Origin of the sequence: Sphingobacterium sp. BIGb0165, from assembly GCF_024810095.1 — a bacterium.
GTDB lineage: Bacteria > Bacteroidota > Bacteroidia > Sphingobacteriales > Sphingobacteriaceae > Sphingobacterium > Sphingobacterium detergens.
In genome coordinates this window covers 707,171-723,608 of record NZ_JANUEB010000001.1, presented here as the reverse complement: position 1 = coordinate 723,608, position 16,438 = coordinate 707,171, and the positions used below count along the sequence as shown (strand labels likewise).

At 34.7% G+C, this 16,438-nt stretch carries 18 protein-coding genes; 7 read left to right on the top strand and 11 right to left on the bottom strand.

All coding sequences use genetic code 11. From position 1 onward, the window contains the following. Positions 1-124: 124 nt before the first annotated feature. Together ligD and M2408_RS03120 are read right to left on the bottom strand one after the other, a co-directional pair. On the bottom strand, positions 125-2,650 hold the full coding sequence (ligD, locus tag M2408_RS03125) for a DNA ligase D (protein WP_259179166.1): 2,526 nt from the start codon (positions 2,648-2,650) through the stop codon (positions 125-127). Between the two features lie 48 nt (positions 2,651-2,698). After that, positions 2,699-3,478 carry a Ku protein gene (locus M2408_RS03120; protein ID WP_259179164.1) on the bottom strand — a complete coding sequence of 260 codons (780 nt, stop codon included), beginning with the start codon at positions 3,476-3,478 and terminating at the stop codon, positions 2,699-2,701. Between the two features lie 518 nt (positions 3,479-3,996). On the opposite strand from M2408_RS03120, the gene M2408_RS03115 reads away from it, so the two are divergent. Both M2408_RS03115 and M2408_RS03110 read left to right on the top strand, forming a co-directional pair. Further along, a complete protein-coding gene (locus tag M2408_RS03115) occupies positions 3,997-4,533 on the top strand; it encodes a hypothetical protein (protein WP_259179163.1) in 537 nt (178 codons plus the stop codon). A gap of 308 nt (positions 4,534-4,841) precedes the next feature. Further along, complete coding sequence (locus M2408_RS03110; protein WP_259179162.1) at positions 4,842-5,189, top strand: hypothetical protein; 348 nt, start codon at positions 4,842-4,844, stop codon at positions 5,187-5,189. Between the two features lie 221 nt (positions 5,190-5,410). Here M2408_RS03110 and M2408_RS03105 read toward each other — a convergent pair whose 3' ends face one another. Both M2408_RS03105 and M2408_RS03100 read right to left on the bottom strand, forming a co-directional pair. After that, positions 5,411-6,349 (bottom strand): SPFH domain-containing protein, encoded by a 939-nt coding sequence (locus tag M2408_RS03105; RefSeq protein WP_223585317.1) that lies wholly within the window; start codon positions 6,347-6,349, stop codon positions 5,411-5,413. Between the two features lie 154 nt (positions 6,350-6,503). Further along, positions 6,504-7,145 carry a hypothetical protein gene (locus tag M2408_RS03100; RefSeq protein ID WP_259179159.1) on the bottom strand — a complete coding sequence of 214 codons (642 nt, stop codon included), beginning with the start codon at positions 7,143-7,145 and terminating at the stop codon, positions 6,504-6,506. A 486-nt stretch (positions 7,146-7,631) separates the two neighbouring features. Between M2408_RS03100 and M2408_RS03095 the strand changes: the two genes are divergently transcribed. Beyond that, positions 7,632-8,180: a GNAT family N-acetyltransferase gene (locus M2408_RS03095; protein ID WP_259179158.1), complete on the top strand. Its 549-nt coding sequence runs from the start codon at positions 7,632-7,634 to the stop codon at positions 8,178-8,180. A 390-nt stretch (positions 8,181-8,570) separates the two neighbouring features. On the opposite strand, the gene M2408_RS03090 is transcribed toward M2408_RS03095, so the two are convergent. Both M2408_RS03090 and M2408_RS03085 read right to left on the bottom strand, forming a co-directional pair. Beyond that, a complete protein-coding gene (locus M2408_RS03090) occupies positions 8,571-9,950 on the bottom strand; it encodes a beta-lactamase family protein (protein WP_259179155.1) in 1,380 nt (459 codons plus the stop codon). A gap of 200 nt (positions 9,951-10,150) precedes the next feature. Continuing rightward, complete coding sequence (locus M2408_RS03085; RefSeq protein WP_259179154.1) at positions 10,151-10,789, bottom strand: lipopolysaccharide assembly protein LapB; 639 nt, start codon at positions 10,787-10,789, stop codon at positions 10,151-10,153. A gap of 334 nt (positions 10,790-11,123) precedes the next feature. On the opposite strand from M2408_RS03085, the gene M2408_RS03080 reads away from it, so the two are divergent. Continuing rightward, positions 11,124-11,789: a hypothetical protein gene (locus tag M2408_RS03080; RefSeq protein ID WP_259179152.1), complete on the top strand. Its 666-nt coding sequence runs from the start codon at positions 11,124-11,126 to the stop codon at positions 11,787-11,789. 318 nt (positions 11,790-12,107) lie between these two features. Here M2408_RS03080 and M2408_RS03075 read toward each other — a convergent pair whose 3' ends face one another. From M2408_RS03075 to M2408_RS03055, 5 genes are all read right to left on the bottom strand, one after another. Next, on the bottom strand, positions 12,108-12,254 hold the full coding sequence (locus tag M2408_RS03075) for a hypothetical protein (RefSeq protein ID WP_259179149.1): 147 nt from the start codon (positions 12,252-12,254) through the stop codon (positions 12,108-12,110). A gap of 71 nt (positions 12,255-12,325) precedes the next feature. Further along, entirely contained in the window at positions 12,326-12,949 is a 624-nt protein-coding gene (locus tag M2408_RS03070) for a hypothetical protein (RefSeq protein ID WP_259179148.1), read from the bottom strand. Continuing rightward, complete coding sequence (locus tag M2408_RS03065; protein WP_259179147.1) at positions 12,942-13,187, bottom strand: hypothetical protein; 246 nt, start codon at positions 13,185-13,187, stop codon at positions 12,942-12,944. Before M2408_RS03065 ends, M2408_RS03070 begins: the two co-directional genes overlap by 8 nt. Before the next feature lie 308 nt (positions 13,188-13,495). Beyond that, positions 13,496-13,951 (bottom strand): hypothetical protein, encoded by a 456-nt coding sequence (locus M2408_RS03060; RefSeq protein ID WP_259179146.1) that lies wholly within the window; start codon positions 13,949-13,951, stop codon positions 13,496-13,498. Between the two features lie 19 nt (positions 13,952-13,970). Continuing rightward, positions 13,971-14,606: a DUF3267 domain-containing protein gene (locus tag M2408_RS03055; RefSeq protein ID WP_259179142.1), complete on the bottom strand. Its 636-nt coding sequence runs from the start codon at positions 14,604-14,606 to the stop codon at positions 13,971-13,973. 114 nt (positions 14,607-14,720) lie between these two features. On the opposite strand from M2408_RS03055, the gene M2408_RS03050 reads away from it, so the two are divergent. The 3 genes from M2408_RS03050 (at position 14,721) to M2408_RS03040 (ending at position 16,221) form a co-directional block, all read left to right on the top strand. Further along, positions 14,721-15,044, top strand: coding sequence for a hypothetical protein (locus M2408_RS03050; protein ID WP_259179140.1), 324 nt, complete (start codon positions 14,721-14,723; stop codon positions 15,042-15,044). Positions 15,045-15,062: 18 nt separating this feature from the next. Then, the gene (locus M2408_RS03045) at positions 15,063-15,545 is read left to right on the top strand and encodes a helix-turn-helix domain-containing protein (RefSeq protein ID WP_259179137.1); all 483 of its coding nucleotides are present in this window, start codon (positions 15,063-15,065) and stop codon (positions 15,543-15,545) included. Between the two features lie 76 nt (positions 15,546-15,621). Next, the gene (locus tag M2408_RS03040; RefSeq protein ID WP_259179135.1) at positions 15,622-16,221 is read left to right on the top strand and encodes an NAD(P)H-dependent oxidoreductase; all 600 of its coding nucleotides are present in this window, start codon (positions 15,622-15,624) and stop codon (positions 16,219-16,221) included. The last annotated feature ends 217 nt before the right edge of the window (positions 16,222-16,438 follow it).

Genomic DNA, 16,438 nt, shown 5'->3' with positions numbered 1-16,438 from the left:
CTCCCTTATTACTGGCCCCCTAAGGATAACAAAAAATTAACTTCTGGTAGAGAGACAACAAGCTTATCATCTCAGTAGCTTTTGATATAGTCATTACAAGTATATCATCAATTTATAAATATGATTAATTTTCAAATTTACTCAGAGCATTTAGAAGGTCAATTCCTTTCCCTATAACAGGTTTGAATAATTCTCCTTTTTCCTTCAGCCTTTCGGCTGTATTGAAGATATTAAAATCAGTAGGGCGAAGCCCCCTTTTTAATTCAATCCATTCCAGAGGAGTAGAAACAGGCGCGCCGGGTTTTGGGCGTATACTGTACACACTTGCCAAGGTCTGCGCTCTTCTATTCTGTAGATAATCCAAATAGATTTTCTTTTTGTCCCTTTTTTGAAGGCTTCTTTCTAATGTAGTAAGCTCAGGAAGTTTCTTCTGAACCAATTGCATGAGTATATGTCCAAAATCTTTTACCTGATCATAGGTATATTTCCCTCCCATAGGTATATATACATGAATACCGGAGCTTCCTGAAGTTTTTGGATACCCCACAATATCAGCTCTATCTAACACTTCTTTCACAGCTAGAGTCGTTTCTATGACGTCCTCAAATGTGTTTTTTTCGGAGGGATCAAGATCGAGTACCAGATAATCAGGAAATTCAGCTTTTTGTACACGACTACTCCACACATTAAACTCAATACAGCCTAAATTGTTGAGGTAAGCCAGTGTTTCTTTGTCATTACAAATAATATAATCGAGGTATTTATCATTACTTTCAGAAAATACTTTCTGTAATTTCACCCAATTAGGTGCATATTCATCCGCATCTTTCTGGTAAAAACTTAATCCTCCAATGCCATTTGGAAAACGATTGAGTGACTGGGGTCGGTTTCTAAGATGTGGCAGAATAAACTTAGAAATGTGCTGATAATATTCAATAATATCTCCCTTGGTTACTCCATCTTCGGGAAAATATAGCTTGTTCTGATTGGTAAGAGTAACCTGCTGCTTCCCTATCTTCTTCACTTCATCTTTTCTCGGTATTTTAGACTCCATTTTAGTTTTTTTATCAGGTAATTCTATCGTAAATTTTACATCTAGTGGATCAATGTCTTCTCTTAATCTTAAAAAAACAGGATGCCGGTAAATATGATCTTTTGTAAGTTCGGTAAACTTGATCTCAGCGACCAGCTCAGGACCGAGCCAGGTTGCTTTTGAATTGGTCTTAGGCGTTACTTTAAATGCCGATTCTTTCACCCTTAGGGGTTGCATTTTCCGGTATAACTCTCGGAGGAGTTTATCCGTAAATCCTGTTCCGGTATGTCCACAGAAAACCAGCTCATCCTCCAAATACTTTCCTAAAATAAGTGATCCGAATTGCTTTCTGGTACCCTTAGGTTCCGTAAATCCGCAGATCACCGCTTCATCGCTTTTATGAATTTTTATTTTCAGCCACTCCGAACTTCTAGTATTCTCTTTATATGGACTGTCCTGTTTTTTAGCAATAATACCCTCCAATCCCATATCTTCCGCAACTTGAAAAAAATCTTTCCCCTTTTGAAGAATATGGTCGTGATACTGGATAATTTCATTTTCTACTAAGGCTTCTTTTAATAATTCTTTCCGTTGCAAATAAGAAATATTTTCGGTCGAATGCCCGTTCAGCCATAACAGATCGAAAACCTGATATATCAGCACCAGATCTATATTTTGTTCCTCAATCCGCTGCAACCATTGGAAATTGGGCTGTCCTTTATCATCATACGCAACGATTTCACCATCGAGTACCATCTCATGTTTTTGAATTTTGAGTGCATCAGCAATTTTTTTAAAGGATTTTGAAAAATCTAGCCCGTTTCTGGAATATAGTTGAATATTATCATTTCGGAGATCTGCTATAGCCCTGTATCCATCCCATTTTATTTCAAAAGCCCAATCTTTGTCATCGAAAGGCATCTCGCTTGTTTTGCATAGCATAGGCTTGACGAAACCGGCCAGTTTCTTTTCCAAGGAAAGTCTTTGCGCATAATTTTTATAATGCTTCAAACTTTCGCCAATTTCTTTTTTTTTGCTGGTCTTATTCTGAAGATAGGCTGTGACTTTAGAATTTTTTGAGGTATGCTCTTCGGCATCGTAATTTTCGGAAACCGAATATCTGTCTTTATGTTTAATGAGTAGCCAAGCATTCTCTTCAGTTGCGTTTTTTATTTTTACCAGCGCAAACTCACCTTTCAGCTTCTTACCATGTAAAATAACTTTTAAAGATTGTTTATGCAGTTCAGCACGCATGATCAAATCGTCAGTTTTTCCTGCTATTTTTTCCAATGGTTCATAAGTTCCTTCGTCCCAAATTTCAACTTCTCCGGCACCGTAATTTCCTTGGGGAATGCTTCCTTCAAATGTTCTATATTCATAGGGATGATCTTCCACCATCATTGCCAATCTCTTGTCCGATGGATTAAGAGATGGACCTTTTGGAACGGCCCAGCTTTTAAGAACCCCTTTCATTTCCAACCGGAAATCGTAATGCAGACCTGTTGCAGCATGGCGTTGAACCACAAATTTTAATTTTGTGGCACTTTCATTCTGTTTACCTTCCGGTTCAGATGTAGCCTTAAAATCTCTCTTTTTATGATATTCTTCTAGTGGCATCTTGAACAAATTAAAGTTTTGATAAGGATTAATGTCCAGTCTTTTAATCTACCCCACTTTTCTTTTTCCAGACTCGAGACTAGCTTTCAGCATTGCCATAAGATCCGTCGCTTTTCCGGCTGGCTCTTTGGTTTCTTTAGGTTTTATGTTTTTACCTTTTGCTTTCTGTTTTATAATTTTCAGCAGGTCCTCATTGTAGGTGTCTCGGTATTTCGAAGGATCAAAAGTCTCAGCTAATGATTTAATTAAGGTTTCTGCCATCTTCAGTTCTTCCGCCTTTGGCACCTTTCCAGATGGAATTTTCAACTCATCATAACTTCTAATTTCTTCAGGATACCGCATTCTGTTCACCATCAGGACTTCTTTCTCGTAAGGACGAATCATACATAGGATTTCCCTTTCTCTTAGAATGAATGAACCTATTCCAGCCATTTTGGTTTTCAATAGCGCTTCCAATAATAGCCTATAGGCAGCTTCGCCATTTTTTTGAGGCTCTAGAAAATAAGGTGTTTCGAAAAGTGCAGGATCCACTTCATCTTCTTTTACAAACTGAATAATACTCAATATTTTAGATTTTTCAGGGCTTACAGCCTCAAAATCGGCATCCTCCAGTACAATATATTTATCTTCTATTTTGTAGCCTTTTACTATATTTTCCCAGGCTACTTCTTTATTGGTATTTTCATTTACCCTTTTGTACTTGATATTGCTGAAATCTTTTTTGTCCAGCATATCCAAATCCAAAGTACTCGATTCACTGGCCGAGTACAGCTTGATTGGTATATTCACCAATCCAAAACCTATTGCTCCATTCCAGATTGCTCTCATATGCTCTGTTTTTTAAGCTACACACCAATTCCTCTTTAAATTGATTTAAACATTATTTTGGTAAATTTCTTCTGATTTCATCAGCCTTTCTTATCTGTTAATTGACACCCTCTTCCTTTTACCATTTGATAACTAGATAGGGAACAACACCTTACAAGGAAAAGTTTTATTGAGATAGATTTATATATATCTTGCAGTGTTAATTGAATAATAAAACTGAAAAAAATAGTAATTTGGATTTAATCTAATAAAGACTTCATTTCAAGTAGGAATCTTTCAAAATCAAAATCCTTTACAGACTTGGAAAGCTTGTCTAAGGTTGATAGGGACTCCATTCTAGTTGCGGACGAACAAGTCCGACTTTCAAATCTGGTGGGCGAACAACTATATTAGAGAAATTATGAAAAATTTGAAGTTTACAAAAAAAAGTATCTATTAAAATGAAGACCTATCGATTTCGCTTTAATAACAGTCGTAAAACCTCAGCCATTCTGATTTGGTTTTTTACAACATTACTGATGTTTACTTTAACATGCACCACTTTACTTATACCTTCGGAACCCTATTTTCCGACCCAGCTGCTGTTGATCTTCCTTCCATTAATGTTAATTGCTATTTATAAGTTGTTTAGAACAGCGTCCGAAAGACAGTCGACAGACAGCGTTACACTAAATAAGGAAGGGTTTACTAGTGTATGCTTCGGTTCAGTCTTATTTTCCAATATAAGCGCTATCAATATTCCGGTGCGAAGTATATCATCGCTCGGAGGGAAAAAGTACGATTATTACAAACAAACCGACGTAAATATGCCCAATCTTGTAATTTCAATTAAAACTGATGATAGCAAAATATTCCGTTGGGTTTTGGGCGAATGGGGCAGTTTTTACAACTCTAAAGAAGACTTTTCGGTTTTTTTTGACTTTCTCACAGCATTAACCGATCAACTGTATCAATATTATCATGCTAACGAACCAACAACCAGCTATTTAAAAATTCTCGATGAAAATGGCTTTTGGGAAAGATCGGGTAAATTAGAATTGGTCAAGAAAAACTAAATAATATCCACTATGTTTCCTATTGATCATGAGTTCACAAAAGTATATGCATTATACGTGCTGCTATTTTCTTATATCACCTATCACATTTTAGTTGGTGGAAAGAGGGAAAAAATTCTACTGATATTTATTGTATCGATTAGCCTTATGCTTAATATTTTTCTCTATATAGATCCCTCAAATTTCGAAGGTGGAGCATCATTGGCTGTATTATTTTACTCATTGATCATTTGGGTATGGACAACGGTAATGACAATTATCAATCGTATCTTTTCAAATCGGAAAAAGAAAACTCAGACATTGTAGTTATGGAAAAAGAAAAACAAGATTACATCATAAACCATTATCTACATTTGATGTCTCCAAAAGAAAAGCTTGCATATAAACATGCGCATTCACTTTTAAAGATAGATCAAAATGACGATATTGATAAAATAAAAAGAGTCTACTTTAAAGCTGGATGGCTAACCAAAGACGAAAATGCTTTAAGTTTATTGAATAATGGCCTAGAGAAATTTAATGGGGATACGGTAGCGCGTATAATACGTGATCATGTTTCAGAAATTTTCTTTAATTACTGCCCCAATTGTGGGAAGTTGGCAAGGACTCCAACAGCAAAACAATGCCGTTTCTGTTTCCATGATTGGCATGGATGATGCCACTAAAAAATCAATGTTGAATTATCGCAATGCGATACACATAGCCGAATTTACAGGAAACCCCAATAATAATGGGCTATTATTATTACCTACCTATCTTAAAAAAGGAAGAGAATGTTCGCCAAATTGATAAAAGAATTTGGCGAGATGAACCTAAATCTACGAATCAATAATGACAACGAAAGGAGACAACAAACGGATACAGCTCCTTTAAGTTTCTATTCCTGATGACCTCTATTTTTGGGAAGTTCAGGTGATTGATCTTTATTGTATTCATCTATTTTTTGTGTTGCTGCCATGGAGACGACCAGATCATTTAGCATGGAGCTTGCAGCCGTCGGCGAGTTCGGAAGTAAAACCAAATTGCTTCTGCTGTTGGCTCCAATAGCATTCAGTGTGTCATAATGTTGAGTAACCACGATTAAAGCAGAAGCTTCCTGAGCGTTGATATTAGCTGCATTGAGCATTTTCACAGACTCTTCCAATCCTCTTGCAATCTCTCTTCTCTGGTCTGCAATACCTTGTCCTTGAAGCTTTTTAGATTCTGCTTCAGCTTTTGCAACAGCAACAATTCGGATTCTTTGGGCTTCGGATTCATATTCTGCAGCAGTTTTTTCACGTTCGGCAGCGTTGATTCTGTTCATGGCGTGTTTTACTTGTTCATCAGGATCGATATCTGTCACTAAAGCTTTGATAATATCGTAACCATAACTTTGCATCGCTTCCTGCAATTCACTTTTTACGGCAATGGCAATATCATCTTTTCTTACAAAGACGTCATCCAATTTTGTTTTTGGAACTTCAGCACGTACAACATCAAAAACATAAGACGTAATCTGATTTTCTGGATTTTCCAGACGATAATAAGCGTCTCTTACATTCTCTCTGATCACCTGATACTGAACAGAAACTTTCATCTTTACGAAAACATTATCCAACGTTTTGGTGTCGATGATGACATCCAATTGCTTTATTCTAAGATTCAGGCGTCTAGAGATTTGATCAAAAAACGGAATTTTTAAATGCAAACCGGCGTGGCTTACTTTTAAAAATTTACCTAACCTTTCTACCACAGCTGCAGATTCTTGTTTTACTGTATAAAAGGAAGCAAATAAGGTAATAAGTCCGAAAAAGATTAGAATTCCTAAATATATCATATTCTTAAATTTATTATTGGTGAAACACGAATTTACGTCTTTATATTGTCATTCTAGTAGCAATTCCTTTTATTTTATCTTCGTTACTTTTTTTTCAATTTTGTTCAGATTGACCGCACAATCATCTCCAAATGCAATATTCAATCGGCTATCATTAATATCGGTCTTTATCGGAAAATTTAAAATCCTGTATTTTGGGTAAAGGTCGTATTAAAACTCTTGTTTTCCTTACTTTCGGTGCTTCGACTGAACCTAATTTTTCATCGGATTCGGTTCGAACCCCCGTAATAAGGTTAAATTTTGTTTCTGTGAATATGGTGTTTTCGTCAATATAGCCCTTGGTTGTGTCGCTTGTGAGCTTATCAACATAAATCAATTCAAAATTGCCCTTGTTATATTTGAAATGGTAAGTAATGTTTCCTCCCTTAATTTCACTCCACATTTCTAAAACTCCTTTTTCTATAAAGAAATTCGGAATTTGAAAGCCATTAAATTTGCCATGGTTGTCAGTAGGAAATTGCGGTTCGATGATTTTATCGGACGATACCGCCAAAGTTAGCTTTCCATTAGGCTGAGACAGGAAAATTTGTAACCTCAACGGCCTTGTTTCATCAACAGTATCCATTTTCACAGTTATTTTGTCTATTTTACCATCGTGATTTAAGTCCCCCTTTTCTTCTCTAACCTGATAAGTATAATTGTTTCTATTTTTAACACTTTGAGAGAATACACCCATTGGGACTACAATTAAAATGAATATTAGGTAACGGTAAAAATTTTTATTAATTCTATTCATCTTGTTTGGTTTTGGCTTACTTTTCGAGTTCACCTTATATCCTGTCAAGAAAACCACACTACCTATCAATCAGTGATGAAACTCCCATGATTATGCATTTTCTTTTCATTAAATTTTCCTGGTGCGCCAATCGTTGCTTGTATTTTATGATTATTCAACGATTAAAAATCTTCCTGATTACACCTCTACTAATTTACTTTATTTGTATGACACATCACCACTTTATTTGAATGCAAAATTTGAATACAAAACCCCTTTAGTGCAAAGTCACATTTTTTCAACTCAATTTCTAATTCCTGCAACTTATTTTTTGATAAGATTAGTCTTTAATTGCTTGAGTTCATATTGGAAATTTTATTTAAAGAGTTAGATATTTTTTTCTTTATCAATTTGGTTTATTTAGTAACTTCAAAACCATTGCAGACAATGGGATCAAATTTATTTGAAAACAAGGCAATATTTTACCTGATATAAATATAAACTAAAATGTTAGATATAGATTTCTCAACGTTTCCGAAGTTGGAAACAGAAAGGTTGACACTCAGACGAGCAGATTTAAATGACATAAACGATCTATTTAGATTGCGTTCAGACAAAGAAATTATGAAATATATACCTCGACCTGTAGCCACTACACGAGATGAAATAGCAGATTTTCTCAAACTGACAGATGAAAAAATTGCTGCTAATGAAATGATTAATTGGATGATCACATTAAAAGATAATCCTAAAATGATTGGAACTATAGGTTATTATCATATTAAACCTGAGCACTATAGGGCAGAAATTGGCTATATGTTACTTCCAAACTTCCAGGGAAAGGGTTATGTCACTGAAGCTATCGCTGAGGTAGTCAAGTATGGCTTTAAGGGAATGAAACTCCATTCGATTGAAGCAGTAGTTGATCCGGTAAATTTAGCATCTTGTAAAGTATTGGAAAAATGTGGATTTATAAAAGAGGGATATTTTAAGGAGAGTGAATTTTATAACGGACAATTTATAGATTCTGTCGTTTATTCGAAATTAAACACATAATCATATTTTTAACTATTATAAATGGAATTCATAATCATATTATTCCACTGTTATACAAATAGCTCTTCGAAAGAAGGGCCATTTTAGCTTACCTTAAGAAGGTACCATTCTTGATTTTTCTCTCCCCAAAACGGATATATTGAACGTTATTTCAGCTTCCGTCCTGTATATAGATATAGCTATCATTTTTTGTCTAAACGATTTTTAGAGAAATAGACCTAATCTAATGATATCTAACTAGGCTACGCTAAAATAGTAATACCTCTTTATCGATTGAACGACAAATTCTATATTGTTCGTAAATTCCAATTTACGACAATCAATAAATTTAAAGCAATATGTGTTAAATTCAGCTATTTAAGCAATCACTTTATTAGAAATAAGATTAACTTAATGAGATACCTTCATACATTTTATAATATTACCTCCATCTTGAATGGAAACAGAATCTACAGAGCCATCATTATTTTTTGAGAAGAATACCTTGGCATCTAGATCCATCAAGAAAAATCGCTCGCTAGTTTGCGGTAGTAAGTTGAGTAGTGGTATCCCTGCCATCCTAAGCACCAACCCATGTTGTTTTAAAGTTACAATCACATCAGCACCATCTTCTCTTTTATAATGCCCTTCATAGTTTTTTAAAATACTGTCTGATAATTGAATTGTAGATGGAACCTCATCTAATTTAGTACTCTTGAAGGCTTTATGTATAATTTCAGCTCCTTCTGGAAAAGTGGACCGAACAATATTATTGCACATGATTAGCCCATTATCAGCGTTAGTCAGAACGATAACGCCTCTTTTTGATTTTGGTAATAAAACAATAATCGCTGCTACCCCAGGATCATTACCACCATGCTGAAGGGCATATTCTTTATTCGGTAAATCATTAATTACACGCCAGCCTAAGCCTTGTTTAAGGTTTGGGTTAATTACTGATTGTATCCTTACCATTTCATTATACAGGGGCTTCGATAAATGTGCGCCCTGTAAAACTTCAATTGCAAATTTTGATAGATCATCAATAGTAGTCGTTAAGCCTACTGCTGCACTGGTTTGAATAGAATAATCCGTTTTCCTAATTTCTACGCCATCGGCGTCATACATTTTGGCATATCGCTCAAAATTCGCTCTACCATCCCATTGATGTTTTGTATCAGCCATACCCAAGGGTCTGAAAAGAAGGGAATCTGCTAATGTCGACAAAGGTTTGTTAAACTTCTTTTCAATAGCAGACCGTAGATATTCCATCCCCTCTCCTGAATAATTAAATTTCGTTCCCGGTTCAAAATTAAACTTCAATTTCCCAGTCGAGTTCATCCAACGCCAGTTGTCAAAGCCAGATTGGTGACTTAAAATATCACGCGTGTTAATTTTTTTGGAATAAGGGTCTGATGCTACCTCAGGATCAATAAAATAATCAGCAAGCGGTTCATCCAATTTCCATTTTCCCTGATCGACCAATTTTAGTACAAGGGTCGAAAAAATTACCTTTGTTAGAGAAGCTACGTCAAATACCATATTATGTGGAGCGGGATCTCCGTTACTTAAGCTTCCATATACCTTTGTATCGATAACCTTATTGTTTTCAATAATGCTAATGGCAACATTGGGTATATTCAAATCTTTCTGCCACTGTGTGATTTTTCGATCAAGACTATCTAGGGCTAATTTGCTTTTCTTAGAATTCAATTGTTGACTAAAACTACTCTCCATATTAAAAAATGAGAAAAAGAATACTAACGCTATGCATCTAATTGAAAACTTCATGTTTAATTATGTAAAAACTATTGACTGAATAATACTCATAAAGGTAGTTTTTTTGCAATATACAGTGGAAAGAACTGATCTTATTACTAATAGTAGCGAATCTGGAGCTTTCTAAACATTGTATTTGGCTAAATTCACTTTCACGTAAGTACGGCGATCCCTCATACTTTAGCCGAATCGTTTCCCTTTGTTATCTTTAATCAGTACGCCCCTTCAAGCTCTTTATAATCTGCTTCTCTACCTTGTTCGCGGTAGAGTTCTAAGAGTTTGTTGTAAGAGTTAATCCCCCCTGATTTATGGTTGTATACGGCAGATTTCCAGTGTTTTTCGGCGTTTTCTAGATCGCCAAGCTCATAATAGGCTTCGCCCAATATAGCCTTAACATAGACATTGTCCTTATTTTTTAGCAAGACTTGGACTGCCTTGTTATATTGTTTCAATTTTACATAGGCACTTCCTAGTGCGTAAACCTGTGTAGTGTCCCCGGCTTCCAACATTGGTTTAAGATAGGTTATCACATCATTGTAAGATCCATCTCTTAGGCTGAAGTTAGCAAGAGTTTCTGTTGCTTTTTTATCCCCTTTCTCCGATGCCATTATATAGTATTTTTTAGCTTTTTCGGGTTGGTGGGTATTACTGTACAATAATGCGAGTTTGCTGATTGCTTCTAAATTACCCTCTTCGATGGCAAGTTGATAATGTTTGATTGCTTCCTCGGTTTTTCCATCATTATTGAGGCGATCAGCTTTGTCTTCATTAGAACTATTACATGAGGCAAATGCAATTAGTATTGCAACAGAAGTTAAGTTCCATATTCCAAAAATTGTATACTTATTCATAGCTGTAAATAATATATTGAATTAAAAATAAGGATAAAGCATTTAAATATGTAAAGTTTATTTTTTGTTTATAGCTCTTAGACTGTTTTAACTGGTTATTGACATAATGTAAACATAACTAAAAATCAAATAACATATAACTGTCCATAAATCTCTGTAAATGGTTGTCCATATCGTACTTCAATTCCCACATTATTACATCAGAAATAAAATTGCTTAGAATCTGATAATTCACTATTTTTCTCTCATTACCCGTTTGCATCAATCATAAGTCCCGCAAGAAATCTAAAAATATATCGTGATTATATCCTAGTTTAGTGAAAAATATAAACCCATGGAAGAAGCTAATTTTTACACAGATATTATTGAAAGCATCAAACTTATTTTTTCTTTCTTGCAAAAAAAACATGGTTTCTCGGATTTTGAAGAACGCCAAATTGCTTATGAAATGCATTATGAGGCTCATAAAGATGATATAATGATTGATATTTGGTTTGAAGCAATTGTATCTACCCCAATTTGGGCAAAAATAAACAACTATTACATTGATAATCTAGAGCTCGAAAACGAAAATATAAAAAGGTACAATAAAAGATTAGATGAAATATATGACACCATAGAGGAAAATTCTGATACAAAATGTTTTAAAAATGAATTCTCTCAATACCATAAATATGGCCAGGAGCTTAACACATTTTATCTGACGGAAATTGCAAACCTCCTAAAAAGGTATTATTCTGTATTAGATGGTAATTTTGAACTCTTGGAAGCCAATACGCAATTACTTATCGCTGATAATAAAAAAAAGACTGACACCCTTCGAATAGAAAAAGGCACTTACACAATTGAGTTTCAGTTATTTTCGAAAGATGACTACGATATGTATGTAGAATTTGACTCCTTAGAAGACGCAAAAAGATATATATCAGAAGATGATACTATAAAAGTTTACAGAATATTGGATTGCTATATGAATGAAATAAATTGGAATAGAAAGTAGTGAAACCACTTGGTTCAAATAACATGAGTCCCATCTTTTCTAAAATTCATTGCATAAGATCTTTCTATTCTTGTTGCATGTCAACTGGACGATTGTTAAGATAGTCTTTCCTTGGAAATGCATTCTAATTAACTAATGTTACGTTAGCTAACTGTACTTTTGTCAAGATGTGTTCAAATACCTAATGTTACTAACCCATTCTCATCAACATTGTTTTTAATCTTTTTTCCAGCCCAATATTTCCAACACAATCTACTGGACGAAGATGATCCAAAGCTGGTATTTTTCTTTCAACCCATGCTAATGCCGTATCCCCAATTATTCCACTATAACATAGGCTAAACACTCGTCAAGAAATCTATTTTTCAATTCCGTTAATCCCACTAACTGGGGCATAGACCTATACAGCGTGGAAAATGCCGTCCATTCTTCATCCCCAGGGTAGTATTGCTCCAATTTTATCATCTTTTAAAAAAGTCTAGATCACCCTTGCATGTTTTCTTGTAAAATACTATTATCATATTCATATATTGCAGTTACATTTTTTTAAACTTGCCATTGTTTTGTAAAACATATGTTTCTGTTTCAAAAATGGGCTCTTCATTCATCCAATTTGTACTTGTTATGACTATTTTTTCTTTTTCAACTTGGCTCCTTTTACCAAATGCAGATTCTGCAATTTCGTCATAAGCAATTTGAAGTTTATCGATGATTTTGTATTTTTTATCTACTGTAATCAATGTTGCGAAGAGCTCGTGTTCACCGCACTGATGGCTAACCACAATGGAAGTAAAACCTTCAGAGAAAGGTATTTTGTATTTTAACCTGAAATCTGTTGCATCGTTACATCCGGGATCAAACTTTATCCGTTTCAGAAAACCAGTGTCATATACTCCAGATTTTTCAACATTGTCGAAAGTAGTACTGTCTATTATCGGAAGATCCCGTAGAGGGAGCTGTGCCAATAAGTCTAGATCATAATTGAAAATTTCTTTGTCTTTTTCTATAAGGGCGTCATCATCTCCAATGCTTTTTGTTATTAGAGGTATTTTTGTAGTTTTCTTTTCCGTTTTGCTGTCGCAGCCCAAGAAAAAAAACACTGTTATCAACAGTAGTGTAAACAGCTTTTGCATGCTTATTCTATTTTCAGATCTATTCAATGATTAAACTCAATTTTCTATTTAAAAACTCCTTTTCTATAAATGCAATGAGTTCCTCCTCGTTCAAAGTTGGGTGGATATCATTACCGAGCCACTTCAATGAATCTTTGTAAAGAACATATACCGATAATTTTGTTGTCGATTTAGGCAGCATAGCTTCGCCCGATATTTTCAGCAGAGATCCGTCGAGTTCAACTACTACACTTCCTCGGTTAATTTTTAGCATTTTGATTTTCATCAACATTTTCGTGGGTTCTAACATCCGAAATAATGATATGGTCTTACAGTGTTATAATAACCACTCAAATCCTCCATTCTCTGTTTGACTTCTTCCAGAGAATGGAATCTGCTTACGTTCTGACATTCATCGTAAAAGCTTCATGTAATTGATTCAATATACGGATTATCTGTCGGTTTCCCTTCCGCTTGGCTTCGACGGCTCAAAATTTATTGAGCTTAGCCCCTGAAAAATTCGCTGCGATAGTCTCAATAGCAGCTGTCCCTGACTTATCTAATCTTGATCACTTAAAACATAAGGATATTTGGTTAATTCATGGGGAAAAAGACATAGGTATAATAATATGAACCGTTATTTATAGTTTGCCAATGCTGAAGCTCAATAGTTTCTTCAATACATCGGTAAGCAGACTTCGGTAAAAAGTTATCTGTACCCTCTTCTATTTCCTCAATAGTATAATTTTCCCCTCGTAACAAATCTTCGGATCTAGCGAGTAACAATCGAATGTATACCTTTTTCTTATTAATTTCCAACGGAATCACTATTACATATTTTGACGGAATATGCAATGTATCCATATATTTTTGCACACCTTGTTTCCTGAGAGACTTAGGGTTAGGTATTAGACCATCGATCCCTGTAGAATCAATTTTAGCTAAATTGATATCTTCATCGTTTGACGTACTTTTAGATTGATTTCTCCCACAGGAAATCAACAGCATCAATATGAAAACATGTTTTAATATTATAATCGCCGATTTCATACGTCTGAACTATTTACAGTTACTCCCCTATTTTTCTAAAAATGTAGCATCCTGCTTCCGAAGGATGATCCTGGACCAAATCATTGCTCTTTTCTACTCGAATTATATTTATAATCAGAAAATCTCCGCTTGCCGCCATTGTGAAAAACATACCAAAGATCAATAAACCAAAACTGCCCGTGAAAATTGCAATAATAGCAGGAACAATACCCAATAGGATTGCTGGTGCAATGGCTCCAATGATATACTCCCTCACTTTCAAAGGCTCATTACAATGACAGTATGGCGTAAACATTTTCCATAGGATACCAAATTTTATGGATCTGAAACCATTTTTTGCAAAAATCGACCAAGAAATTCCATGTATTAATTCGTGAACAACAATTCCAAAAAAGACAATACCAAAAATGTAAAGGCTATCCAAAAGCTGTAAATTTTCGAATATACTTTTCAAGTTTATCTCGGATTTCCATAGCAAATAATATGGTAGGCCAAATACGAGGAGAATAGGAATTAGTAGCAGTAAACTAATTTTATTCGCCCAGATCAAATCAATCGTTAACTTTTCCTTTTCGTATTGTTCAGTTTCACACATAAGTTTATTAAGAACATCATAATTTTCGTCTATACACCTTACTAAATTAACATTTTTCAAATAGTTTATCACCAAAAAAACAATGTTTTAGTGTTGTAAACCAGAACAATCGCAATAAAGAAATAATCTTATTACGAGCTTATTAATGTTTTTCTTAAATTGTAAACTATAAAAATGAAATCCAGTAAACTAACATATTATGATTACAGAATTCCCTCTCCTCAAGAGTTTGAAACTGTATTCTCTCATTTTTATTTTGCGGAAAATAGGACTGAAACAACTATAATCAAAACTCTTTTACCATCTTTCCAAACCATCATGGTTTTTAATTTCGGAGCGCCTGCATTTTTGGTTTCCAAGCAAAAAACGAAAATTAAAGTTGGAAAATGTATTGTTTTGGGACCTATTAAGTCCGCATTAGAATACGGTATCCCTCTAAACTCCAACATATTGGTTATCAATTTCAAAGATGATTCATTCTACCGTTTTTTTGGCTAAGCATTTTTATCTAATCATTTGCCTATTCATCCCGATGAAGCAATAGAAGAAAATTGCTTTACTCGTCTATGGGCACAATTGAATAGTATAGATGGTGTAAAGGAAAAGGTGGCTCATATTCTCAATTTCTGCCGGCCTTATCTCAACTTTCAAAATGTAACTTCTAATCTATTAGCTAATTTCAGATCAGATACAATAAATCCAATAAAGTCAATTGCTGAAAAAGCGCGGCAAAGTGAAAGAAACATTCAATTGATACATAAAAAGCACTTTGGTTTCAGTGCCAAGGAGATCATCCGTTATCGTCGTTTCTTTAAAGCGATTGAATTGATTCAACAGATAGATTTTTCCGATGAAAAGATAAACTGGTTTGAAATTATCGATCAATGCGGCTATTATGATCAAAGCCAGCTTATTCACGACTTTAAACATTATATTAATCTTTCGCCTAAGAACTACCTAAAGTTCCAGCAGGATATCTGTCAGGCTACCAACAAATAGCTATTTTCGTTTTCTTACAATTTTCTTGATTTGCCCGATTTTAAATTTGTACTGTTCAATCAAATAAAGTAACACTATGAAACATCTTATTATTTATGCCCATCCAAATCAGGAAAGTCTGAATGGTCAGTTTAAACAAGCTATTGAAAAAATTCTAGAACAACAAAAACAGGATGTAATCGTCAGAGATCTTTACACGCTCGGATTTGACCCTGTGCTGTCTCTGGAAGATATGACAGGACAGCGAAAAGGCATTGTCAATGAACTTATTAAAAAAGAACAGGAATATATTTCTTGGGCAGATATACTCACCTTTATCTACCCAATCTGGTGGACCGGTATGCCGGCTATTATGAAAGGATACATTGACAGGGTATTTAGCTATGGATTTGCCTATCGTTATGATAAGGGTATACAAAAAGGACTATTAACTGGAAAACAAGCGATAATTCTCAATACCCATGGAAAGTCCAATGAAGAGTATAACGCTATCGGTATGGATAAGGCATTATTGTTGACATCCGATAAAGGTATCTACACCTATTGTGGATTTCAGGTCAAAGAGCATTTCTTTTTTGATAAAGCCGATCGTGCAGCTCCTGAGGTTATTGAAAGATGGCTTTCTAGAATCAGAGATGTATATACTATAATGAATCCGCACCTTCCTATTCATTAAAGCCAATCGTACGAGAAAAATCATCATCGAGCTCACTCTGTTGTTTTATTTCGCTAGACCAGCAATGGTCTGATTGGAACTTTTCAATACCTATTAAAACAATTGTCGGCTTGGATCATCGGTAATGGGATTTATAAAAACTTAGGGATAAAAGGCAGGATATTAAAATTCTGCCTTCCATTCTTTTACTTCAAAGTCTGGAACATTAGTACTAATC